Source organism: Bacillus sp. 11B20 (assembly GCF_056098985.1).
On the sequence record NZ_JBLZWZ010000007.1, the window covers coordinates 224,246 to 248,171 of the forward strand.

Below are 23,926 nucleotides of genomic sequence, written 5' to 3' on the forward strand. Positions count from 1 at the left end.
ATACATTTGTATCATTAATTATTCAATTTTGGGGTGACATAAGCATGAAAGGTTATTTAAATTTAGAAGATGGAGCCTCTTTTGAAGGAGATCTGACAGGAGAAGCTGGCATCACAGGTGAAGTGGTCTTTTTTACAGGTATGACAGGTTATCAAGAGGTGCTCACAGATCCTTCCTATAAAGGTCAGATCATTGTTTTCACATATCCGCTGATCGGAAATTACGGCATTAATCATGAAGACTTTGAGAGCAAAAAGCCTCAAGTAAAAGCGGTGGTTGTTTACGAGGCAGCAGAGCATTTTTCACATCATCTTGCAGCGGTCAGCTTAAAAGATTATTTACAAAAGTGGAATATTCCGCTTCTGACACATACAGATACGCGCGCAGTCGTGCAAAACATCCGGGCAAATGGAACGATGAACGCTGTGCTCAGTGTAGACGAAAACGAAACGCCGCCTGCAATGAAACAAGACAATGTCGTCGCACAGGTGACAGATAGCGAGATCTACACACAAGGCAGTGGTGAGGAACATGTGGCGCTCATTGATTTTGGCTTTAAAAAATCAATTGCAGATTCGCTTGCAGCGCGCGGCTGTAAAGTAACCGTCATTCCATATAAACAAATGGAAAAGGTGTTTGAGATCAAACCAGATGCGATCCTGCTGTCAAACGGACCTGGAGATCCGAAAACCATGACACCATATTTAAAAACGATTCATGACATCATGATGACATTCCCGACACTTGGAATCTGCTTAGGTCACCAATTAATCGCTCTAGCACTTGGCGGGGATACGTATAAGCTGCCATTTGGCCACAGGGGAGCGAATCATCCTGTACAGGATACAGAATCCAAACGTGTCTTTATGACAAGTCAGAACCACAGCTATGTGGTGAATGAAAAAAGCATGAATGACAAAGAAGTGGATGTGAAATTCCTTCATGTCAATGATGGATCTGTAGAAGGATTCATTCATAAAGAAAAGCTGATTATGTCAGTTCAATTTCATCCAGAAGCACACCCAGGGCCTGCTGAAAGTGAATGGGTATTCGATGATTTTATTGAGAAAGTGAAACAAGCAAGGAGAGAAGTCGCACATGCCTAAAGATCAAAGCATACAAACCATTCTAGTCATCGGGTCTGGTCCAATCATCATTGGTCAGGCAGCAGAATTTGATTACTCAGGAACACAAGGATGTATGGCCTTAAAAGAAGAAGGCTACAAAGTCATCTTAGTGAATAATAACCCAGCAACCATTATGACAGACGAGTCATTTGCTGATGAAATCTATTTTGAACCGCTTTCAGTTGATTCAGTGACAAGAATCATTGAAAAGGAAAAACCAGATGGTCTTTTAGCCAACCTTGGCGGACAGACGGCTTTAAACCTTGCTGTCGAGCTAGAAAAAGCCGGTGTGCTGAAAAAGCATGGGGTAACTCTGCTCGGAACGTCAGTTGAAACAATTGAAAACGGTGAAGATCGAGAGAAATTCCGTGCTCTCATGAAGCATTTGAACGAACCTGTGCCAGATAGTGAAATTGTGGATAATGCGGAAGATGCCCTTCAATTTGCAAAAGAAGTCGGCTTCCCAGTCATCCTAAGACCAGCATACACACTTGGCGGTAAAGGCGGCGGAATCGCTCTAACAGAAGAGGCATTTAAGCCGCTCATTGAAGGAGCTCTTTTAGCGAGTCCGATTCACCAGTGTTTAGTTGAAAAAAGCATAGCTGGCTTTAAAGAAGTCGAATATGAGGTCATGAGAGACCGTCAAAATACGTGTATCACGGTATGCAACATGGAAAATATTGATCCAGTTGGTGTGCATACAGGAGACTCAATTGTCGTTGCACCTTCCCAGACATTAACGGATCAGGATTATCAAATGCTCCGTTCAGCGAGCCTGAAAATCATTTCAGCACTGGATGTAGTCGGTGGTTGCAACATCCAATTTGCCCTTGATCCACTCAGTAAAGAATACTTTGTCATTGAGGTGAATCCTCGGGTCAGCCGTTCATCTGCTCTTGCATCAAAAGCAACGGGCTATCCGATTGCGAAAATGGCAGCTAAGCTTGCGGTGGGGTATACGCTTGACGAATTGAAAAACCCGCTCACAGGCACAACCTATGCTAGTTTTGAGCCGGCACTCGATTATGTTGTCGTGAAATTCCCGCGCTGGCCGTTTGATAAATTTAAACAGGCAGACCGTCAATTAGGCACAAAAATGAAGGCTACTGGCGAAGTCATGGCGATTGATCGGAATTTAGAATCAGCCATCCAAAAAGCAGTTGCATCCCTTGAAATTAAAACGAAGGGCTTCCACCTGCCAGAACTGAAAGAGCAATCGACAGAACAATTATTTGAACTCATCAAAACACCAGACGATCGCCGATTTTTCGCAGTTATGGAGCTTCTTTCAAGACAAGAAACGGTTGAAACGATTCATCAAACGACGAAAATCGATCGATTCTTCTTACATGTGTTCCAGAATATGATTACGCTCGAGCAAGAATTGAACGATCATAAGGGGACGCTATCAAAAGATACCTTGAAAAAGGTAAAAGAAAAAGGATTCCTTGATGAAACGATTGCTCTTCTTACGGGTCAAACGGAAGAGTCAATCAGGCAGCTCCGTCAAGAGTACGGGATTGCTGCTACATTTAAAATTGTCGACACATGTGCGGCGGAATTTGATGCAAAAACGAATTACTTCTATTCCACCTACTTTGGAAAAAGTGATGGTGAGCATCAAGAAAAAACAAAGCAGCGTGCTCTTATCATTGGCTCAGGTCCGATTCGAATCGGGCAGGGGGTCGAATTTGATTATAGTGCCGTTCATGGCGTTCTTACCTTGCAAAAGCTTGGATTTGAAACCATCATGATGAACAACAATCCAGAAACAGTCAGTACTGATTATGAGATTGCAGATCGTTTATATTTTGAGCCGATTACATTAGAGCACATCCTAAACGTTGTGGAAGCAGAACAAATTGATTTTGTCATTGTCCAATTTGGCGGACAGACTGCGATCAACGTCGCAGAAGGCTTAGAAAAAGCCGGTGTCACGTTGTTAGGTACATCCTTTGCTACGCTGGATGCACTTGAAGACCGTGATTTATTCTATCAGCTTCTTGATGAACTGAACCTTCCTCACGCAAAAGGAGATACAGCTCATTCAAAAGAAGAAGCACTCGTACATGCGAAAAGCATCGGTTACCCTGTATTAATTCGCCCATCGTATGTCATTGGCGGAATGGGAATGATCGTTGTTCAGTCAGAAGCACATTTGGCATCACTGCTCGATCAGCCAGATCATTTGCCATACCCAATCTTAATTGATGAGTACGTCACTGGAAAAGAAGTTGAAGTGGATCTTATTTCTGACGGAAAAACAGCCTTCATTCCAACGATCGTAGAACATATTGAGAAAGCGGGCGTGCACTCAGGTGACAGCTTTGCCATTTTACCAAGCATCTCAATCAGTGAAGATATCAAACAGCAGGTGCATACTGCGTCTGAACAAATAACGAAGAAATTAGCGTTCAAGGGCATTATGAATATCCAATTTGTCATCAAAGGTGATCAGGCGCTTGTATTAGAGGTGAATCCGCGGGCAAGCCGGACTGTTCCAGTCGTCAGTAAGGTAATGGGCATTGATATGATCCCAATGGCCACTCAATTATTAGCTGGTGCGGCGCTTGAAGAGCTAAACCCTGCAACGAAAAACAAAGGGGGGACAGCGGTCAAATTCCCAGTGTTCTCATCCCATGCCATTCAAGATATCGACCTCAAGCTGACACCTGAAATGAAAGCGACAGGAGAAGGAATGTGTGTAGGCAAGAACGCCGAAAGCGCCTTGAAAAAAGTGTTTGCACCGATCTGGAAGAAAAAAGGAAGCCTCTTTATACAAGGCAGTGAGCAATTGATCGATGAAGCGAAACATGCAGGCTTTGACGTCTGGACTGGCAGCTTTGAATCCTGGCTGCAGAATGAAGATAAATCCCTTCATATTCATTTAGGAGAAGATGAAGAGGCAAAAGAGCAGCGTGTAAAAGCACTCACACACGGCGTTCAAGTTCTAACTGAATATGAAACAGTTCAAGCATTCCTGCAAGGGAAAAATGGAGATGTATCACCAGTATCACTCCATGAATTATATAAAAAGGAAGTGACGGCATGAGTCAAATCGACGTGCAACCGGCATTATACGGAAAAGACTTTTTATCGTTAAAAGATTTCTCAATCCATGAGATTGCATATTTAATTGAAAAAGCGGAAGAAATGAAACAAAACCCATATCAAGATTTATTCAAAGGGAAAACGTTAGCAATGATTTTTGAAAAATCTTCGACTAGAACCCGTGTCTCGTTTGAAGCGGGGATGACGCAGCTAGGAGGACATGCGCTCTTCCTCAGCTCAAATGATTTGCAAATTGGCAGAGGGGAAACCATCAGTGATACAGCGCAGGTGCTGTCTGGCTATGTCAACGGTATTATGATTCGAACCTTTGAGCATGAGAAGGTTGAAGAGCTTGCACAATACGCGTCTATTCCAGTCATTAATGGATTAACGGACTACTCACATCCATGTCAGGCACTTGCTGATTTATTAACGATTAAAGAAACAAAAGGCACGTTAAAAGGAATCAAAGTCGCCTATATCGGTGACGGAAATAACGTGGCGCACTCCTTGATGGTCGGCTGTGCGCAGCTAGGCTGTGACATTGCGGTTGCATCACCAAAAGGCTATGAACCACTTCAAGAAGTAACAGACACTGCCCGTGAGTTTGCGAAACAATCAGGTGCAGAAGTGACCGTGACGACAGATCCTGTCGCAGCTGTAAAAGATGCAGATGTTATTTATTCAGATGTGTTTACAAGCATGGGACAGGAAGCAGAAACAGAGAAACGTCTTGCTGAATTTAAAGAATATCAAATCAATGACGAACTGATGAGTCTTGCGGCAAAGGACTATATTTTCCTTCATTGTCTCCCGGCACATCGCGGCGAAGAAGTGACGGCAGATATTATTGACGGGCCGCACTCAAAAGTATTTCAGCAGGCAGAAAACCGCCTGCATGTGCAAAAAGCGTTAATGAAAGAACTTATGTATCAACCATCCAAATAAATCAAAGTGTCCCTGACTCGTATGAGCAGGGACTTTTTGCATAAAGGATTGGAGAGTCAAGGGACGGGACATAATAACATCAATCGAGAAAGGAGGATGAAAATGGGTCAGCAGCATCAATTTAAATCAGGGAATAAGGCACCAAATAATGGTGTATATATCGAGATCGGTGAAACTGGCAGTATGGTGAAAGATCCTTTAAAGATTAAGCTTAAAGCAGGCGATGTCTTTCCTGATAACTCGAACCATAATCGTGTTTGGACTTACCAAAGAAAGCCGTAAGCTATTGACTAAGAGTCATAAGGAATAAGTCTTTAGAGGCATGTGTCATGCCTCTTTTTTCTTTATAATAAAAAACAATTAAGTTCCAATTTTCAAATAAATAGTATGAAAAAAAGAGAACTTAAGGTAAAATATGTAATATATTGTTGAAAGGATTTGTGTGATGGAAAAGATGAATCTCAGTGAAAGTGTTTGGAATAAACGCTTCACCTCATTATTCATATCAAGACTCATTAAAAACACAGGGGAAAGTTTTGCTTTTACATCCGTCCTTTGGCTATTGATTTTAAGAGGGGATGGAGCGCTCGGTACAGGACTTCTTCTAGCAGTAACTGTTCTCCCTTCATCTTTGTTAGCCCCAATATTAGGACCTCTTATGAAAAAGCATCATTTGTCTAAATGGATGTTCGCTTCAGATGTTGTTCGAGCAACAATTGTACTCATTATTCCACTTCTGCACTTTTCGCATCTATTGCCTCTATGGTTATTGATCTCATTAATGGTTATTCAATCGGCAACAGGTGCAGCATATAATCCGGCTTCGGTGGCCATCTTACCGCAGATTGTTCCAAAGCATCTCATTCAAAAGGCTAATGCGATCCTGCAATCTTCTTTTGAGATTGTTGCACTTGCAGCAGTCATGGTGGCTGGTCTTTTGGTTAAATTAATTGGACCTGCTGATACCCTGCTGATCACCACTGCTTTATTTGTTATTTCTGGCCTGTTTATTATCGGGGTTAAACTGAAGAAAACGGATGAAGAAAAAGCAGCAGGCATTAAACAAGCGAAGAATACATATTTGTATAACTTAAAAAGAGGGTTTCTCGTTGTCAAAAACCATCACATTTTATTTGCACTCACACTGTATTGTATCTTAATGAATGTCGCAGCAGCTCCGTGGCAGGCGCTCTCAGCGGTATACGTAGCAGAAGCGTTGCAAAGTGACTCCATGGTGTATTCCATTTTAAGAGGCGTTGCTGCAGTTGGCGCATTTATGATGGGCTTTGCTCTAGCGAAGGTCAAAATTAAGAGATTTGGTTTGTTCTTTATTGTCGCTGGCATGATTGAAGGGGCAGCGTTCTTTATTACAGGGATGAGTACATGGCTGCCGGTCGTTCTGCTTGCTTCCTTTATTTTCGGAGCTGCTGTCAGTGCGATCAATGTACCGGAAATGGTCATTATTCAAACGTCTGTTGACCAAGAGGATCAGCCGCAAGTATATGCTGTGATCAATGCGTCATCAAATGTCTTTCTCCCGCTTGCAGCTGTCGTATCAGGCGTTCTGGCAGAAAGATTTGGAGCGGGACCTGTCATTGCTGGCGGAGGAATCCTTGAAATTTTATCAGGTATCGCGATCTTCCTGTTTACAGGGCTTGCGAAAAGCCATTTGACAGCGGACAAACAAAAGTCCGAAACCGTCGAGGTGTGAACAATAAAAACCCCCTGTATGTTATAGACAGGGGGTTTTAGCATGCCGCTTTTCAATCACGCAGAAAAAAAGAAAAAAGAGCTAAACATCATTTTAGCTCTTTTTCACAAATCGTTTTCTTGCATATTAAGAGTGTTTTGTTGAACTTTCCGTTTCTTTCATTGGACTTACTTCAGCAAAGATGAATAAAATAACCGTAAACACAACTGCAAGAATGGAAGTGAGCGTAAAATCATAAGCAGCTCCATTCATAGAGGCAACGATGTAACCAGCCATATGTGTCAGCAGAAAAGTCCAAATGAGGGTGATAATATAATGCATAATCCCACCGTCCTTTATGTAACAATCTATTGATTATCATACCATAGATGCAAGTGAAGGGAAAAGACTGTTTTCCGCCTTTATGTGACCATTTTTAGACCTTCTGCTATAAAAATAAAAAGAATTCTTCTGTCTTTAGGGGATTTCCTTATTCCTACAAGAGTGGTTGTTCATATCATAGAAAGCAGAATCACTGAAAGGAGGCTGGCCATATGGGTGTAAGCGAACGTTTTTTCCAGCTTGGTTCCCAGTGGAACATCATTCACCTTCCTCAAAAACCAAATGGCTTTGGCATTCTAATCCTCGGTGACCGAAATCACTTTGTGCAGGAAAATACATCATTCTGGCTTCAGCATTATGGAAGAAACCAGCTTTTAACTGCCTTAAAGGATGAAGGATATACATTGTTTAATAGTCAACTTCATGGGAATCACTGGGGATGCGGAGATGCTGTTTTTAGTGCCAAGCAGCTCGTGCATCACACATTAAAACAAGAAATATTAAACCGGGAAATTCATGTGCTCGCAGAGGGAATGGGCGCACTTGTTGCCATGAGCCTTGCTGAGGAGATGCCTGAAGTGTTAAGGTCCATTGCGATGATGAATCCATGTCTGAATCTGGATGCACAACGAGAAAGAGAAAAGGAACACAAATTCTTTTACAAGCAGCTGATCAAAGAGTTAGCAGAGAGCTATGGCTGTTCTGAAAAGGAAGCTGAAACGTATCCACTGCCTTCTTGCCCTGTTCATTCTGCTCATGTGCCGATTCATATATGGCAAAGACTAAACGGCGCACCTTATGCATATGAACTTCACGCAAAACCTTTTATTGATCAGCATATGAAAAATCCAGAACATTGTCAGATCGATCTCACACTGCATATGTTTGATCATCCGAGAAGAATCTTTCAATCCATTCACAAGTTTTATAAATCGCATGAAAGAGAATTGTGATGAATAGGATGATAACAGCCCTTCATAGAAAGGGCTCTTCTTTTTATTCGATATTAAAAAAGGGGACATGAACATGGAAACAGGACTGATCATAGGGGCAGATGAGTTTTTTGGCCTGACACTTTGTGAATATATGATGAAAGAGGGCATTCAAGTGGATATCACGCGTCCTCATGATCTTAAAGAAGAACAAAAAGGACTGTTAGAAGAGCGGATGATGTGGCTGGGCAGAAATGATCTCGTTCGTGTCATTGACCTTCAGGATAGCAAAGACACGTATGATCTCATTTTTATTCAATTAGAGGAACCGCATAACAGGCAGGAAGACATCAAAGCAAAGCATGGCATGTACCGGATTCTTTTTGATAAACCTGAAAACGAATCAGCAAAACAGAATGTGCCGGCAGTGATTCTTCCTAACATGTTCGGACCATGGACACTCAATGAAGATCAAACAAAGCGTGCAGATTCATTTTTTGTAGAAGATGTGGCGAAGAACTTGTTACAATGGGTATCAGACACAGGTCAAAGACAGGACATGACGTATGAATTGAAGGTAGAAAGCGAAACAGATGACAAAAAAGCAGAAGATATGATAGCTGAATGGAAAAGACAAAACTCAACATTTTTCGACAAAAAGCAAGAATGATCTTCCATCTTATCTTTTTTCAGTATAAAATAAACCTATATTTAACATACAGGTTCATCACTGCATGTTGCAAAAGGGAGTTGAACATGGCATGAAGTACCAGCGGCTTGTCATGATCTTTTCGTTCCTTCTTCTATTATCTGCCTGCTCGCAGGCGCCTTTAAAAGGAAAAATTGAGAAGGTGGGTTTACTCGTCCCCGATACGATCAATGATCAAGTTTGGGGAACGAAAGGTTATAAAGGCTTATTAAGTATCCAATCAACATTTGGTGTAGATGTTTATTATAAGGAAGGAATGGTCGACAAGGAGAAAATCGTTGATGCCATTGAAGAATTCCATAAAAAAGGAGTCAATTTGATTATTGGCCATGGCAATGAATACAGTGAAATTTTCAACTTGATCAGTGAAGATTATCCAAACATACAATTTATTACGGTCAATGGAAACAAGCCTCAGGCGGACAATGTCACAAACGTGACATTTAAAGGTGAAGCGATGGGCTTTTTCGGAGGCATGACAGCTGCACATATGTCTAAAACAAAAAAGATTGGTATTCTTGCTACATATGATTGGCAAAGTGAGGTAGACGGCTTTATCAAAGGGGCAAAATATCAAGATGAACATGTACAAGTGTTAGCAGAGTTTGTCGAAAACTGGGATGATGCTGACAAAGCGGTGGAGCTCTATCAAAAATTAAAAAAGCAGGGCGTAGATGTTGTGTATCCCGCAGGTGATGGTTATAATATCCCTGTCATTGAACAAATCAAAGCCGATAATTTATCAGCGATCGGGTACGTGACCGATCAATCCAACCTCGGAAGTCATACGGTTTTAACGAGCACTGTCCAGCATGTTGATAAAGCGTACAGCATCATTGCAAAGAAATTTAATGAAGGCAAGCTAAATGAACAAGGTGAGTACTCCTTTGATTTTAAAGAAGGAGTGATCGAGATGGGGAAATTTAGCACCACCATTGACGACGCTTTTGTGAAAGACATTGAAAGTGATATTGCGTCTTACAAAAAAACTGGCAAACTGCCAAATGAAAAGTGAGGAGACGACGATCATGCAGCACGAAAAATCGATGGAATTTTTACAAATTGCCATGAAGTATTTTCCGCAGGCAAAGGAAGAATTAGATAAAGCAGGGATTCAGCTTGAGCCTGAAGCGCTTCAGCCGCTGCTAACATTATTTACATCTGTCATGCAGGAAGCATACGAGCTTGGAAAAGCAGATGCAGAATCAGAAAAAGCCACAGAATAGTGGCTTTTTTTTATGATAATTTTTTCTTGAAGGCACTAATCATAGGACCAACATCTTTAAACACAGGCTTCAGCTCATCGATGGAGTTCATAATGTTCCCAATTTGATTCATGACATGCATGTAGTCAATTGAGTCATCACTTGAAGATGTCTCCGCACGTTCCTCCTTTGCCTCTGACTTGGTTTTCTCCTTTTCAATCGGCTGTCCAAACATCATTGCTGAGAAAATATCTTTTTGCACCATATCACATGTTCCTTTCTACTATTGGTATATATCATTAATCTATGAAAAAAGTGAGAGGAAAGGTTAGACGTTTGTATTGCCAAGAAGAAAAAAATAAGGTAAAATTAGTACCAGATACTAATATAAGATCACAATATCACATGCTCGTATGAGTAAAAGGAGTCTTATTCAATGAATGCTGGAATTATTGGCCTTGGCCGCTATATACCTGAAAAAGTATTAACAAATCATGATTTAGAAAAAATGGTTGAAACTTCTGACGAGTGGATTCGTACTAGAACAGGTATAGAAGAAAGAAGAATTGCATCTGATGATGTCAATACATCTCATATGGCGCTTGCTGCTGCAAAAAAAGCATTAGCTGACGCAGATGTGGCTGCAGAAGATATCGATATGATTCTTGTGGCGACAGTCACGCCAGATCAAGCATTTCCGACAGTCGCTTGTATGATTCAAGAGCAGCTCGGTGCACATAAAGCATGTGCAATGGATATTAGCGCTGCGTGTGCTGGCTTTATGTATGGGCTTGTTACTGGAAAACAATTTATCGAATCAGGAACTTACAAACACGTGCTTGTCGTCGGTGTTGAAAAACTTTCTCGCATTACCGACTGGGATGACCGCAATACAGCTGTTTTGTTTGGAGATGGAGCTGGCGCTGCTGTGCTGGGAGAAGTCAGCGAAGGCAAAGGAATTCTATCATTTGAACTCGGAGCAGATGGAAGCGGCGGGAAGCACTTGTACTTAGATGAAAAAGATCATACAATCATGAATGGACGAGAAGTATTTAAATTTGCTGTAAGACAAATGGGCGAGTCAAGTGTAAACGTCATTGAAAAAGCTGGACTATCAAAAGAAGACGTTGACTTCTTGATCCCGCATCAAGCAAATATTCGCATTATGGAAGCAGCACGCGAACGCTTAGAGCTGCCAGTTGAAAAAATGTCGAAGACTGTCCATAAATATGGAAACACATCAGCAGCTTCTATTCCAATTTCACTATGTGAAGAAATCGAAGCCGGAAAAATTCATGACGGCGATGTGATTGTAATGGTTGGTTTTGGCGGCGGATTAACTTGGGGCGCAATCGCTATGCGATGGGGCCGATAAAAGAGTGGGGTGCACAAATTAATGGATAAGAAACGAGTAGTTGTTACAGGATTAGGTGCTTTGACACCACTTGGCAACGATGTAGAGTCAACATGGAAAAATGCTTTAGCGGGTGTATCAGGGGTTGGACCGATTACACGTGTCGATTCAAGTGAATATACCGCAAAAGTAGCAGCAGAACTAAAAGATTTTAACATTGAAGATTACATGGAGAAAAAAGAAGCGCGAAAAATGGCACGCTTTACGCAATATGCAGTCGTTGCTGCTCAAAAGGCGCTCGAAGATTCACGTCTTGAAATCACAGATGAAATCGCACCGCGTGTTGGTGTATGGGTTGGGTCTGGTATTGGCGGACTTGAAACATTTGAAGAGCAGTTCGAAGTGTATTCAAATAAAGGGGCAAGACGCGTAAGTCCATTCTTCGTCCCAATGATGATTCCTGATATGGCGACAGGTCAAATCTCTATTGCACTTGGTGCAAAAGGAGTTAACTCTTGTACAGTGACAGCATGTGCAACAGGTACAAACTCAATTGGTGATGCATTTAAAGTCATTCAGCGCGGAGATGCAGATGCAATGATCACAGGCGGAACAGAAGCGCCGTTAACAAAAATGTCGTTTGCGGGTTTCTGTGCGAACAAAGCCCTTTCGACAAATCCTGATCCAAAGACAGCAAGCCGTCCGTTCGACAAAAACCGTGACGGATTTGTCATGGGTGAAGGTGCAGGGATTATTGTTCTTGAAGAACTTGAGCATGCGTTAAAACGTGGTGCGACCATTTATGCTGAAATCGTTGGTTATGGTTCAACTGGAGATGCCTACCATATTACGGCGCCAGCTCCAAACGGTGAAGGCGGCGTCCGTGCAATGCAAGAAGCGATTCGAGATGCAGGTTTGTCTGTGGAAGACATTGATTATATCAATGCCCACGGAACAAGCACACCTTACAATGATAAATTTGAAACAATGGCGATTAAAGAAGTGTTCGGAGAGCATGCGAACCAGCTTGCAATCAGTTCAACAAAATCAATGACAGGTCACTTACTTGGCGCAGCAGGCGGAGTAGAAGCTATTTTCTCTGTTCTTGCGATTAAAGACAGCGTCATTCCTCCGACCATTAATCTTGAAACACCGGATGAAGAATGTGATCTTGATTATGTAGCAAATGAAGCACGTTCAAAAGAAGTACAAGTTGCTTTAAGTAACTCACTTGGTTTTGGCGGGCATAATGCGACAATTATTTTCAAAAAATACGAAGCGTAATACTTCCTGAGAAAGCGGCGGTCGATAAACAGATCGCCGCTTTTTTGCATATGATGAAAATGGAGGTGTTCAGCGGTATGGGTCTGATCAATACACAATATCTCATTCATCAATCATCATCATTTCAGGAGCTTGCGGCGCGCTTTGTTCCTTATTTTAAAGGGGCAGAGGAAAAAGAATGGTCGTCTATCCTCGCTCACCTGCAGCATCACGGGATGGTTCGGTCTTGGAGCTCGTGTAAAAACATGATCGACAAGCTCAAAGAAAAAGGGTACTTCAAGCTTGTCATGAAAGAATACCAAACGCTTCAAAAAGAGTGGGAAGGTCCTGACATCCCTGTGTTTATTTTACCTGTCAACGAGAGCAGCAGAGAAATCAGAGAGCAATTTTATTATCAATCCGGCATGGCATTTGATGACAAGGTCTTTCTTTTTTTGTCTCCAAATACCCCGAAGGAGCGAATTGGTACATTGCTGACTCACGAGTATCACCATGTATGCAGGCTGCATTTTCTCTCAAAAGAAGAAAAAGACTTTACATTCCTCGATACAATCATGATGGAGGGGCTCGCTGAATATGCTGTGTATCATAGATATGGTGAAAGCTATACAGCGAAATGGACTACCTTCTATAGCGAATCCCAGCTTCAGCGCATGTACAAGAAATGGGTATCCAGTCATCTTGATCAAAAAGTCCAGGACGACGAAAGGCTGATACAGAATCTTCTTTATGGAAAAGGGAACTACCCTAAAATGCTTGGTTACGCCACTGGGTTCTATATCGTGAAAAAATATTTTAATGAGCACCGAATCAGCGAGGAGTCTATGATTGCAGAGCCGTCAGAAACTTTTTTAAAGGCGATAGAATCAAAAAGTGAGTAATTCACATAAAAAGAGACATATTACAAATTTACTAAATACTTCTTGATTTCGTCATAGCGATGTAATAATATACAAATAATTCTTTTTATTTTAAAAAGACGGAATATTCAGGTTCAATTCTATTGATCTATGGAGAAAGGGGCGAATGAATGAGCACGCTGCTTGAAGTGCAAAACTTAAAAACATATTTTTTTCGAAAAAAGGAACCGATACCTGCTGTTGATGGCGTTGATTTCAGCATCAACAGAGGAGAAACTGTCGCGTTAGTCGGTGAGTCTGGATCTGGCAAAAGCATTACGTCCTTATCCATTATGGGTCTGATTCATGGAACTGGTGGGAAAATTATGGACGGTTCTATCAAACTTGATGGAAAGGACCTTGTTACATATAGTGAAAAGGAATTATGCAGCATCCGCGGTAATGAAGTATCTATGATCTTTCAGGAACCCATGACCTCACTTAATCCCGTCTTAACCATCGGAGAACAAATAACAGAAATCCTCATCTATCACAAAAAATTTTCAAAAAAAGAAGCGGTCAAAAAAGCGGTTGATCTGCTGAAGCTTGTTGGTTTTTCCCGTCCGGAGCAAATCATGAAAGATTATCCGCATCGATTATCAGGCGGCATGCGGCAAAGAGTAATGATTGCCATAGCGCTCAGCTGTGATCCGAAGCTTCTCATTGCAGATGAACCGACAACTGCCCTGGATGTGACCATTCAAGCACAGGTACTCACATTAATGAAAGATTTATGCTCTACCTTTGGTACTTCTATTCTTCTTATCACACATGATTTAGGTGTCGTGTCTGAAGTAGCAGATCGAGTGATTGTCATGTACTGCGGACAGGTTGTTGAAAATGGAACCGTGGAAGAGTTGTTTGAACAGCCGCTTCATCCTTACACAGAAGGGCTGCTTGAATCAATTCCTGTCATTGATGGAGACATCCAGCCGTTAACAGCCATCAAAGGAAATGTTCCTGCGCCAGATCAGCTTCCAGCCGGCTGCCGCTTTGCTCCTAGATGTCCGCAAGTGAAGGAACGCTGCCTGGGTGAACTGCCTAAGCTGAGAACATTTGAAGATGGCAGAAGCGTCAGATGTTTCTTATATGAGGAGGCAGATCAAACATGACCCTTGCTCAAAATCAAACACAAATAACGGAATTACCAGAGAAAGAAACGATTCTTGAACTGAAACAGATTCGAAAACATTTTCCGATTAAAGCGGGTGTCTTTCAGAAAAAAGTCGGTGCAGTAAAAGCTGTTGACGGCATAGACTTGAAGATTTATAAAGGTGAAACGTTAGGTATTGTCGGGGAGTCAGGATGCGGTAAATCCACATTAGGACGGACGATGATTCGTCTATATGAACCAACTGACGGTCAAATCTTTTTTAAAGGGCAAGACATCACGCGCGTATCAGAATCAAAGCTAAGACAATCTACACGAAAAAACATCCAAATGGTTTTTCAAGATCCCTTTGCATCACTCAACCCTAGAAAAACACTTCGAAGCATCATCAAAGAACCCTACAAAACACATCACTTATATTCCTTAAAAGAAAGAAATGAAAAAGTAGAACAGCTTTTATCAAAGGTAGGTCTACATCCAAGCTTTGCGAACCGCTATCCCCATGAATTTTCAGGCGGGCAGAGGCAGCGAATCGGCATCGCTCGTGCGCTTGCCATGAATCCCGACATGATCATCGCAGATGAGCCTGTATCGGCACTTGATGTATCCATTCAGGCGCAGGTCATTAATCTAATGGAGGAGCTTCAGGAGGAATTTGACCTTACCTATCTATTTATCTCTCACGATTTAAGTGTGGTCAGGCATATTAGCGATAGAGTCGGCGTCATGTATCTCGGCAAAATGATGGAGCTTGCCGATAAACATAGTCTGTACGATGAACCGCTCCATCCATATACACAGGCTCTGCTTTCTTCCGTTCCTGTCACCCGTAAAAAAGGGCAGGTGAAAAGAGAACGCATTATGCTGCAAGGCGACCTGCCGAGTCCTGCAAATCCGCCAAAAGGCTGCGTATTTCACACAAGATGCCCGCATGCGAAAGAAATCTGTAAAGAAAAAGTACCAGCATTTCAGGAGTTAAAAACGAACCACTTTGTTGCCTGCCACCTCTACAACGCTTGATCAAGCTTGTATGATCTCATCTTTGAGAGGGGGGATGAAACAGGATTCTGTCATGATTTTTAAAAAAGAATAGGGGGAATTGTCTATGAAAGTTAGAAATAGAAAGTCCATTTTGGTCAGTTTACTGCTGATTTTTACATTAATCCTAGCTGCTTGTTCTGGTGGAAATAAAACATCTGGAGACAGTGAAAAGAAATCCACTGGTAAACCGGTACAAGGCGGAGATCTTGTCATCGGTTCAATTGCAGAGCCAACATTATTTAACTCTCTGTATTCTACAGATGTGGCAAGCTCTGATATTGAAGAAAGAATCTACAGCTTCTTACTTCAAACAGACGGAAAGCTGAACCCTCAGCTATCGCTGGCAGAGGATATTAAAGAATCGGATGACGGCAAGCAGTTTGATGTCACCATTAAAAAAGGTGTGAAGTTTCATGATGGTGAAGAACTGACTGCTGATGATGTTGTGTTTACATACAGCATTCCAATCAATAAGGACTACAATGGGGAGCGCGGATCAGGCTTTGAAGTATTAGAGTCTGTTAAAAAGACAGGGGACTACTCGATCGAATTCAAGCTCAATAAAAAAGATCCTTATTTTTATAATGTTACATTAGGAAGCTACGGCATTTTACCTAAGCATATTTTAGGTGATGTGCCTATAAAGGATCTCGGTGAAAACGAATTTAACCGAAAAAAACCAATCGGTTCTGGTCCATTTAAATTTGCAGAGTGGAAAGAAGGAGACTACGTCAAACTAGAAGCCTTTGACGATTATTGGGATGGACGCCCATACCTTGATACCGTCACGATTAAAACGATTCCTGACCAAAATGCAGCCATTGCTCAGCTGTCAGCAGGCGATATTGATTTCTTTGCTGTACCAGGAGCAGAGCTGCAAACAGCTGAAAAAGTCAGCAACATTAAAATTGAATCTGACCTAGGCCTGAATTATTCATACATTGGCTGGAACCAGAAAAATGAACTTTTTAAGAGTAAAAAGGTTCGCCAAGCGCTGACGCATGCCATTGATCGTCAAACGATTGTTGACCAAGTGTTAGATGGAGACGGCAAAGTAGCTAACATTCCAGAAAGTCCGCTGTCCTGGAACTATCCAAAGGATGAAAGTGTTCCAGTATTTGAATTTGATCAAGAAAAAGCCAAAAAGATGCTGAAAGAAGAGGGATGGGAGGATACAGATGGAGACGGCTATCTTGATAAGGATGGCAAGAAATTCTCCTTTGTCATAAAGACCAACCAAGGAAATAAAGTTCGTGAAGATATCGCTGTCGTTGTCCAGCAGCAGCTCAAAGAAATTGGTGTGGAAGCGAAGCCGCAAATTGTGGAATTCAGTGCACTCATTGAGCAGACGACACCGCCTAAATGGGATTATGATGCACTGCTGCTCGGCTGGAGCCTTGCGACATTCCCTGATCAATTTAGCATCTTCCACTCAAGCCAGTCAGAAAAAGGCTTAAATAACATCTGGTATAAAAATAAAGAGGTCGATAAGCTGTTAGTCGATGCTAAAAAATTAAGCGATCGAAAAGATTATTCAAAGGCATATGAAAAAATTTATAAACTGATCGCAGAGGATCAGCCATATACGTTCCTTTACTATGCTAACTCACATCGCGCTATGCCATCTAATCTTCAAGGCTATTCTTACCACCCGAAAGATGAGTATTACAAAATCGAAAAATGGTGGCTTGAACAGTAGGCTGATAGTGAAGAGGGGGAGGATTCTCCCCTTTCACCGTGAGAACAATTCCTTGCATTTGGTGTCCGGTCTTTGCGTGGTGCTAATCGCGCTCTGCATCAGCACGAGAATTCAAGGGGGGTTATATCACGCTGAAAAGAAGACAAAGGGCTAAAATAACTTCATTTTAGCCTTTTTTTCACAGAATGGCGATCCGATGAAAAAGGAGTTGTGCATATGGTTACATATATCATTAGAAGGACATTGCTCTCTATTCCTATTTTATTAGGGATTACCATTTTGTCCTTTGCCATTATGAAAGCAGCACCAGGCGATCCGATGTCACTCATGATGGACCCTACCATTAGTGCGGCAGACCGGGAAGCATTTATTGATAAGTACGGCTTGAATGATCCGGAATATGTGCAATATATGAAATGGCTTGGCAATATGCTTCAAGGTGACTTTGGCACATCCATTGTCAAAAAGGGAACGCCCGTGGCTGATTTGATTTTTGCCCGGCTGCCAAATACCCTCATCCTCATGATTTTTTCTACATTAGTTGCCCTGCTGATCGCCATCCCATTTGGTGTTCTTTCAGCAAAACGTCCGTATACAAAGCTTGACTATGGGATTACGGTTACATCTTTTATCGGACTGGCTATTCCAAACTTTTGGTTTGGTCTCATCCTCATTATGGTTTTATCCGTGAACCTAGGGTGGTTCCCGACTGGCGGAGTCTCTACCTTGAATGCTGATTTTAATGTGTTTGATCGGCTCCATCACATTATTTTACCTGCCTTTGTTTTAGCAACGGCTGATATGGCAGGGCTGACCCGGTACACAAGGTCGAGTATGCTTGATGTCATGAGGCAGGATTACATTCGCACCGCAAGAGCGAAAGGCTTTAGAGAAAACAAAGTTATTTTTAAACATGGTTTACGAAACGGTCTTATGCCTGTCATAACGATTTTCGGATTGATGATACCATCCTTTATTGGCGGCGCAGTCGTGGTGGAACAAATCTTCACCTGGCCTGGACTTGGAAAGCTGTTCATTGATTCTGCCTTTTCGAGAGATTATCCGGTCATTATGGCGATGACCGTTATTTCCGCAGTGCTCGTGGTGGTGGGAAATTTAATAGCGGATATTTTATATGCGATCGTTGATCCGCGTATTGAATATTAGAAGGGAGCTGAAGGACAATTGGCACAGCCTAATATGGGAACACCTCCTGTTGATATCAAATTAAAGGAGGGCCTTCCGCCAAAGCCAGAGACAATGCTGCGTTTATTTTGCGAGAAATTTTTCAAAAATAAATTGGCAGTTGCCGGCTCCGTGATCTTATTGGTCATTATTTTTTCTGCCATTTTTGCTCCAGTGATCGCTCCATATGCACCAGAGCATCAAGATTTATTGAAGCGGCTCCAGCCGCCAAGTGCTGAGCATTTTATGGGGACAGACAAGTTTGGCCGCGATATTTTCTCAAGGGTGCTATATGGCGCGCGCGTTTCTTTATTGGTCGGTTTCGTCTCGGTGGTTGGTGCAATCACTATTGGAACTGTCGTTGGCGCGGTCGCGGGGTATTTCAAAGGGTTTGTTGATTCCTTGTTAATGAGGTTTGTGGATGTCGTGTTGTCGATTCCAGATATTTTTCTATTGATCACGCTCGTCACCATTTTCAAACCGGGCATTGATAAATTGATTTTAATCTTTGCTCTGACTGGCTGGACAACAACCGCCAGGCTCATTCGCAGTGAATTCTTATCACTTCGAACAAGAGAATTCGTACTCGCGGCAAGAACCATTGGAACGAAAAATCATGTCATCATCTTTTCGCATATTTTACCGAACTGTATCGGTCCTATTATTGTGTCAGCTACATTAAAAGTAGGCTCTGTCATTTTAGCTGAATCAACGCTCAGCTACCTTGGCTTTGGTATTCAGCCACCAACGGCAAGCTGGGGCAACATGCTGCAAGATGCACAAAATTTCTCGATTATGGTGCAAGCGTGGTGGTACCCGCTTTTCCCAGGCTTACTCATTTTGCTGACTGTTTTATGCTTTAATTTTTTAGGAGATGGGCTGAGAGATGCGCTTGATCCTAAAAAGCTGAAGTAAGGTTTAAAGGGGCTCTGCGTGCGCTCTCCGTTTCCTGAATGAAATAAAGACACGAAGCCGTCATTCATCCAGCTTGAAGTTTTGATAAAGTTGGAATAATTTCTCTATCCCTTGCCCATACTGTGGACAACAGTTTTTATAAAGTGAGGGATTGGTTATGTTATTTCTTCATGACGTATGGGTGAATTGGTTTGAAGGGGAAGAAAATGGCTACAATGTGTGTCATTTTCATGAGTGGCGTAAGGAGGACAGCGTTGAGCTGTTAGATCAAGTGCCTTTACTTAAGGTGCAGAGTCCTTTGTTTGATTACATAGAGAATGATCTTTCAGAGCTGCCAAAGACGCTGCTAGAGTCTGTATTTGAGAAATCATATATTCGAAAAAATCATGAGCGCCGTAAATTAGAGTATTGCTTTGTAGTCACAGATGGCATACGAATCATTGCCGTGGATACGATTGGGTATTCCATTCCTGTGAGAAAAAGCCGCTTGATCCCAAGGCAGGAGCAATTGGTCTATGAAATGGTGAAAGATGTGAAAGCAGAAGAATATGAATTCTCTAAGGACAGTCTTGAATCGACGAAGGAGTACCACATTCTATCACTGCCGCCGCAGCATATCAGCGGATTAACGAGAAAAGAAAGACAGCTGAAGCAGCTGATGTTTATGGCGCTCGATCAATTAAAGGGGCTCCAAAACAGGGCGGAGATTGCGTATTGGTATACGGAATGGAACCCGCGCATGTACAACCAAATCAAACGAATGTCATTCGAAGAGATTTGGAACATGCTTTACAATGAAACGATTGATGGATGGTCAGAAAATCATTTAGCTTTCTGTGAAAAAATGATTAAAGGACAGCCATTTTTCGAAAAGCTTTGGGAAATGGAAAACGAATCAAAAGTAAATTAGAAAAAAGCTTGCAGCGGGTAGTGCTGCAAGCTTTTTTTATTTGCGTTTTCTGCCAAGACCCATCGCATTCTCCATTTTTTTCAGCATTTTGTTTGCTGCGCGGTTTGCTTTTTCAGCACCTTCGTCTAGAATACGGTCAAGCTCGTCTGATTCAATCAGTTCATAGTAACGATCTTGAATTGGTTTTAAAGCATCAACGACAACGTTCGCAAGATCTCCTTTAAACTCACCATATCCTTTGCCTTCGTACTTTTGCTCCAGCTCTGCAATCGATATGTTGCCTAATACAGAATAAATTGTCAGCAAGTTGGCAATTCCAGGCTTGTTCTCTTTGTCATACTTGACGATGCCTTCTGAATCCGTCACAGCACTTTTAATTTTCTTTTCAAGCTGCTTTGGTTCATCTAATAGGGTAATGAAGGATTTTTGGTTTGGATCGGATTTGCTCATTTTTTTCGTTGGATCTGTTAAAGACATAATCCGAGCGCCTTCTTTTGGAATTTTTACTTCAGGCACAGTGAAGATGTCATTGTATTTTCGGTTAAAGCGTTCAGCAAGCGTTCTAGTCAATTCAAGATGCTGCTTTTGGTCTTCTCCAACAGGGACTAAATCAGTACCATATAATAAGATATCGCCAGCCATTAATGGGGGATACGTTAATAGGCCTGAAACAACTGCTTCCTTACCAGCGGATTTGTCCTTGAATTGGGTCATTCTTTCTAATTCTCCAATATAAGCAACACATTGCAGCATCCATCCTGCCTGGGCGTGAGCAGGTACCTCTGATTGGATAAACAATGTGGCCTTCTCTGGATCAAGTCCAACAGCTAAATAAAGAGCTGCTAAGCTTCTAATATTTTGGCGGAGAGCTAATCGGTCCTGACTCACTGTAATCGCATGCTGATCTACGACACAAAAATAGCCATTATAGTCATGCTGCAAATCGACAAATTGCTTCATTGCTCCAATATAGTTCCCTAATGTGACAGAACCGCTCGGCTGAATGCCTGAAAAAATTGTCTTCTTTGTCATACTAAAACCTCTTTTCTTCAATATAAAAAGGCCCACCCATCACTTTTCAACAGAAAAGGGACGAATGAACCGTGGTACCACCCTTGTTATTTCACATAGAAATCACTCAAGACGTTGATAACGGAGACTGCTCCGTCTAAGCCTACTCACTTTTTTAGAAGTGTTCGGTTAGCTGCTCCAAAGCCCATTCCATACATGCCATTATCTGCTCACACCGGCCGCAGACTCTCTGTAAATGGTGAATATATGTACTCTTCTTTTTCATCGCAACAATATGTCTATCTATTATAAAGGATGCCCATGAAAAAGTCACGAAGCCATTATGTGACCTTCTCATCATGCCTATTGACACTTAAAATTTTAGATAAAATAACAAATATCTGTCAGAATTTTTTAAAAAAGGATGATTAATTATATGTATAAAACATTATTCCTGCTCAATTTGTTAAATTATTTTAATCAATTTACGCTTTAATTTGTTGAAGTGATTGAGACTTTAGTTTATAAAAATCCCTCTTTATCCCCATTTACGTTTTTAAAAAATATATGAAATTGATATTGCAATAAATTATTCTATTCATTATAATGAATTTGTTCACACGTTTGTGCTAGGCTCTTTACATAGTGAAAATTCAGAAAAAACAAAAGAAATAGAAAGTAAGCTATTCAGGGACTTTTTTACGCTATTTCTTAAATCTGAATCTCATCTTCTATCGAGACCTTTGAACTAAAAACATATTATAAGGGGGAATACAGTTGAAAAAGCGTTGGTCTGTTGTTACTTTAATGCTTATTTTCACACTTGTATTAAGCGCTTGTGGTTTCAGCGGAAACAAATCAGGCGACAGCACGAGCAGTTCTGGAGAGGCTAAAACAACATTAAATGTGAATATCTCCACTGAGCCTTTTTCTCTACATCCGGGATTGGCAAATGATTCAACTTCAGGTAGTGTCATCCGTCAGACTTTTGAAGGATTAACAAGAATTAACGCTGAAGGAAAGCCAGAAAATGCAATGGCTTCTGATATCAAAACAAGTGCTGATGGTAAAACATACACATTCACACTTCGTGATGCAAAATGGTCTAATGGTGACCCTGTTACAGCTAAAGATTTCGAATATGCTTGGAAATGGGCATTAGATCCTAAAAATGAATCTCAATATGCTTACCAGCTTTACTATATTAAAGGTGCTGAAGCAGCGAACAAAGGGAAAGCGAAAGTTGCTGATGTTGGCATTAAAGCTAAAGACGACAAAACGCTTGTAGTTGAGCTAGAGAACCCAACACCGTTCTTTACTGAACTAACTGCATTCTATACGTATATGCCAATCAACAAAAAAGTGGCTGAAAAGAATAAAAACTGGTACACAAATGCTGGTGAAAACTACGTATCTAACGGACCATTCGTTCTTTCTAAATGGAAACATGGCGGTTCTATCACGCTTGAAAAGAACAATGAATACTGGGATAAAGATACTGTGAAATTGAAAAAAATCAACATGTCTATGATCAAAGATACAAACACTGAGCTTAGCATGTTCAAAAAAGGCGAGCTTGACTGGGCTGGTTCTCCAACTGGAAGCCTTCCAACTGAGTCTTTAAAAACATTGAAAAAAGAAGGCGGTCTGAAAATCCAAACGATCGCTGGTATCTATAACTACAAATTCAACACAAAAGTAAAACCTTTAAACAATGCAAATATCCGTAAGGCCCTGACATACTCAATCAACCGTCAAGCGATCGTTGACAAAATTACGCAAGGTGAGCAAGTGCCAGCAATGGCAATCGTTCCTCCAACAATGGAAGGATTCACTGATAACAAAACTGGCTACTTCAAAGATCACGATGTAGCAACTGCTAAAGAGCTTCTTGAAAAAGGTGTGAAAGAATTAGGTTATAAGTCTGTTTCTGATCTTCCAACATTGAAACTTTCTTACAACACTGATGAAGGCCACCAAAAGATTGCACAAGCAATTCAAGAAATGTGGAAAAAAGATTTAGGTGTGAAAGTTGAACTTGATAACTCTGAGTGGAACGTATACATCGACAAAATCCACAGTGGAGACTACCAAATCGGACGTATGGGCTGGTTAGGTGACTTCAACGATCCAGTGAACTTCCTTGAGCTTTACAAAGATAAAGACGGTGGAAACAACGACACTGGATGGGAAAGCAAAGAGTACAAACAATTGTTGAATGATTCTGCTAAAGAAACAGATAAAACAAAGCGTGAAGAAATGCTGAAAAAAGCAGAAGAAATCATCATCAACGATATGCCTGTAGCACCAATTTACTTCTACACTCAGCTTTGGGTACAAGATCCTAAACTAAAAGGTGTAGTTGTATCTGGACTAGGTGATGTTCAATACAAATGGGCACATTTCGAAAAGTAAGAGTCATAGTGTAAGAGATCTACGGCAAGGATCTTAAGGTATATGGAGGATGTCTCTCCATATACCTTTCTTGCTGATTAGAGAAATTGTTGTAAAAT

22 protein-coding genes and 1 other annotated feature are annotated in these 23,926 nt (G+C 41.4%); of the genes, 19 read left to right on the forward strand and 3 right to left on the reverse strand.

Features of this window, described 5'->3' with window-relative positions; translation table 11 throughout:
• Nucleotides 1-44 precede the first annotated feature (44 nt).
• From ACN6NB_RS05320 to ACN6NB_RS05340, 5 genes are all read left to right on the forward strand, one after another.
• A complete protein-coding gene (locus ACN6NB_RS05320; protein ID WP_039177774.1) occupies nucleotides 45-1,106 on the forward strand; it encodes a carbamoyl phosphate synthase small subunit in 1,062 nt (353 codons plus the stop codon).
• Nucleotides 1,099-4,179 carry a carbamoyl phosphate synthase large subunit gene (locus tag ACN6NB_RS05325; RefSeq protein ID WP_247544374.1) on the forward strand — a complete coding sequence of 1,027 codons (3,081 nt, stop codon included), beginning with the start codon at nucleotides 1,099-1,101 and terminating at the stop codon, nucleotides 4,177-4,179. The genes ACN6NB_RS05320 and ACN6NB_RS05325 overlap by 8 nt, the downstream gene beginning before the upstream one ends.
• Nucleotides 4,176-5,126 (forward strand): ornithine carbamoyltransferase, encoded by a 951-nt coding sequence (argF, locus tag ACN6NB_RS05330; RefSeq protein ID WP_039177780.1) that lies wholly within the window; start codon nucleotides 4,176-4,178, stop codon nucleotides 5,124-5,126. The genes ACN6NB_RS05325 and argF overlap by 4 nt, the downstream gene beginning before the upstream one ends.
• A 102-nt stretch (nucleotides 5,127-5,228) precedes the next feature.
• On the forward strand, nucleotides 5,229-5,408 hold the full coding sequence (locus tag ACN6NB_RS05335; protein WP_008348517.1) for a YjzC family protein: 180 nt from the start codon (nucleotides 5,229-5,231) through the stop codon (nucleotides 5,406-5,408).
• 163 nt (nucleotides 5,409-5,571) lie between these two features.
• On the forward strand, nucleotides 5,572-6,837 hold the full coding sequence (locus ACN6NB_RS05340) for an MFS transporter (protein ID WP_024426491.1): 1,266 nt from the start codon (nucleotides 5,572-5,574) through the stop codon (nucleotides 6,835-6,837).
• A 126-nt stretch (nucleotides 6,838-6,963) separates the two neighbouring features.
• Here ACN6NB_RS05340 and ACN6NB_RS05345 read toward each other — a convergent pair whose 3' ends face one another.
• Nucleotides 6,964-7,158 carry a YjzD family protein gene (locus tag ACN6NB_RS05345; protein WP_003211779.1) on the reverse strand — a complete coding sequence of 65 codons (195 nt, stop codon included), beginning with the start codon at nucleotides 7,156-7,158 and terminating at the stop codon, nucleotides 6,964-6,966.
• A gap of 212 nt (nucleotides 7,159-7,370) precedes the next feature.
• On the opposite strand from ACN6NB_RS05345, the gene ACN6NB_RS05350 reads away from it, so the two are divergent.
• The 4 genes from ACN6NB_RS05350 to ACN6NB_RS05365 all read left to right on the forward strand — a co-directional run bounded on the left by ACN6NB_RS05350 (nucleotide 7,371) and on the right by ACN6NB_RS05365 (nucleotide 10,025).
• A complete protein-coding gene (locus ACN6NB_RS05350; RefSeq protein WP_474253265.1) occupies nucleotides 7,371-8,111 on the forward strand; it encodes a hypothetical protein in 741 nt (246 codons plus the stop codon).
• 73 nt (nucleotides 8,112-8,184) lie between these two features.
• On the forward strand, nucleotides 8,185-8,760 hold the full coding sequence (locus tag ACN6NB_RS05355; protein WP_247544373.1) for a nad binding enzyme: 576 nt from the start codon (nucleotides 8,185-8,187) through the stop codon (nucleotides 8,758-8,760).
• Between the two features lie 91 nt (nucleotides 8,761-8,851).
• Nucleotides 8,852-9,814 carry a BMP family ABC transporter substrate-binding protein gene (locus ACN6NB_RS05360; protein ID WP_058838840.1) on the forward strand — a complete coding sequence of 321 codons (963 nt, stop codon included), beginning with the start codon at nucleotides 8,852-8,854 and terminating at the stop codon, nucleotides 9,812-9,814.
• A gap of 13 nt (nucleotides 9,815-9,827) precedes the next feature.
• On the forward strand, nucleotides 9,828-10,025 hold the full coding sequence (locus ACN6NB_RS05365) for a ComZ family protein (RefSeq protein ID WP_024425054.1): 198 nt from the start codon (nucleotides 9,828-9,830) through the stop codon (nucleotides 10,023-10,025).
• A 10-nt stretch (nucleotides 10,026-10,035) separates the two neighbouring features.
• On the opposite strand, the gene ACN6NB_RS05370 is transcribed toward ACN6NB_RS05365, so the two are convergent.
• Nucleotides 10,036-10,269 (reverse strand): hypothetical protein, encoded by a 234-nt coding sequence (locus tag ACN6NB_RS05370; RefSeq protein WP_474253266.1) that lies wholly within the window; start codon nucleotides 10,267-10,269, stop codon nucleotides 10,036-10,038.
• 171 nt (nucleotides 10,270-10,440) lie between these two features.
• Here ACN6NB_RS05370 and ACN6NB_RS05375 point away from each other — a divergent pair, with 171 nt between their 5' ends.
• The 9 genes from ACN6NB_RS05375 to ACN6NB_RS05415 all read left to right on the forward strand — a co-directional run bounded on the left by ACN6NB_RS05375 (nucleotide 10,441) and on the right by ACN6NB_RS05415 (nucleotide 20,402).
• Nucleotides 10,441-11,379, forward strand: a complete 939-nt coding sequence (locus ACN6NB_RS05375) for a beta-ketoacyl-ACP synthase III (RefSeq protein ID WP_024425052.1) — start codon at nucleotides 10,441-10,443, stop codon at nucleotides 11,377-11,379.
• A gap of 21 nt (nucleotides 11,380-11,400) precedes the next feature.
• Nucleotides 11,401-12,642 (forward strand): beta-ketoacyl-ACP synthase II, encoded by a 1,242-nt coding sequence (gene fabF / locus ACN6NB_RS05380; RefSeq protein ID WP_039177794.1) that lies wholly within the window; start codon nucleotides 11,401-11,403, stop codon nucleotides 12,640-12,642.
• Between the two features lie 77 nt (nucleotides 12,643-12,719).
• Entirely contained in the window at nucleotides 12,720-13,523 is an 804-nt protein-coding gene (locus tag ACN6NB_RS05385; RefSeq protein ID WP_064498297.1) for a DUF2268 domain-containing putative Zn-dependent protease, read from the forward strand.
• A gap of 149 nt (nucleotides 13,524-13,672) precedes the next feature.
• Nucleotides 13,673-14,653 (forward strand): ABC transporter ATP-binding protein, encoded by a 981-nt coding sequence (locus ACN6NB_RS05390; RefSeq protein ID WP_039177799.1) that lies wholly within the window; start codon nucleotides 13,673-13,675, stop codon nucleotides 14,651-14,653.
• On the forward strand, nucleotides 14,650-15,672 hold the full coding sequence (locus ACN6NB_RS05395; RefSeq protein ID WP_041089820.1) for an ABC transporter ATP-binding protein: 1,023 nt from the start codon (nucleotides 14,650-14,652) through the stop codon (nucleotides 15,670-15,672). The genes ACN6NB_RS05390 and ACN6NB_RS05395 overlap by 4 nt, the downstream gene beginning before the upstream one ends.
• Nucleotides 15,673-15,757: 85 nt before the next feature.
• On the forward strand, nucleotides 15,758-17,392 hold the full coding sequence (locus ACN6NB_RS05400; RefSeq protein ID WP_039177804.1) for a peptide-binding protein: 1,635 nt from the start codon (nucleotides 15,758-15,760) through the stop codon (nucleotides 17,390-17,392).
• Between the two features lie 216 nt (nucleotides 17,393-17,608).
• Nucleotides 17,609-18,559 (forward strand): ABC transporter permease, encoded by a 951-nt coding sequence (locus ACN6NB_RS05405; protein WP_034621771.1) that lies wholly within the window; start codon nucleotides 17,609-17,611, stop codon nucleotides 18,557-18,559.
• A 33-nt stretch (nucleotides 18,560-18,592) separates the two neighbouring features.
• Nucleotides 18,593-19,492 (forward strand): oligopeptide ABC transporter permease, encoded by a 900-nt coding sequence (gene opp4C / locus ACN6NB_RS05410; protein WP_080772319.1) that lies wholly within the window; start codon nucleotides 18,593-18,595, stop codon nucleotides 19,490-19,492.
• Between the two features lie 157 nt (nucleotides 19,493-19,649).
• Entirely contained in the window at nucleotides 19,650-20,402 is a 753-nt protein-coding gene (locus tag ACN6NB_RS05415) for a YjbA family protein (protein ID WP_039177811.1), read from the forward strand.
• 36 nt (nucleotides 20,403-20,438) lie between these two features.
• Here the strand turns inward: ACN6NB_RS05415 and trpS are convergent, their stop codons facing one another.
• Nucleotides 20,439-21,434, reverse strand: coding sequence for a tryptophan--tRNA ligase (gene trpS / locus ACN6NB_RS05420; RefSeq protein WP_024425046.1), 996 nt, complete (start codon nucleotides 21,432-21,434; stop codon nucleotides 20,439-20,441).
• 53 nt (nucleotides 21,435-21,487) lie between these two features.
• Nucleotides 21,488-21,708 (reverse strand) — a binding site (T-box leader).
• Between the two features lie 482 nt (nucleotides 21,709-22,190).
• Here trpS and ACN6NB_RS05425 point away from each other — a divergent pair.
• Nucleotides 22,191-23,828 (forward strand): peptide ABC transporter substrate-binding protein, encoded by a 1,638-nt coding sequence (locus ACN6NB_RS05425; RefSeq protein WP_059374935.1) that lies wholly within the window; start codon nucleotides 22,191-22,193, stop codon nucleotides 23,826-23,828.
• Nucleotides 23,829-23,926 lie beyond the last annotated feature (98 nt).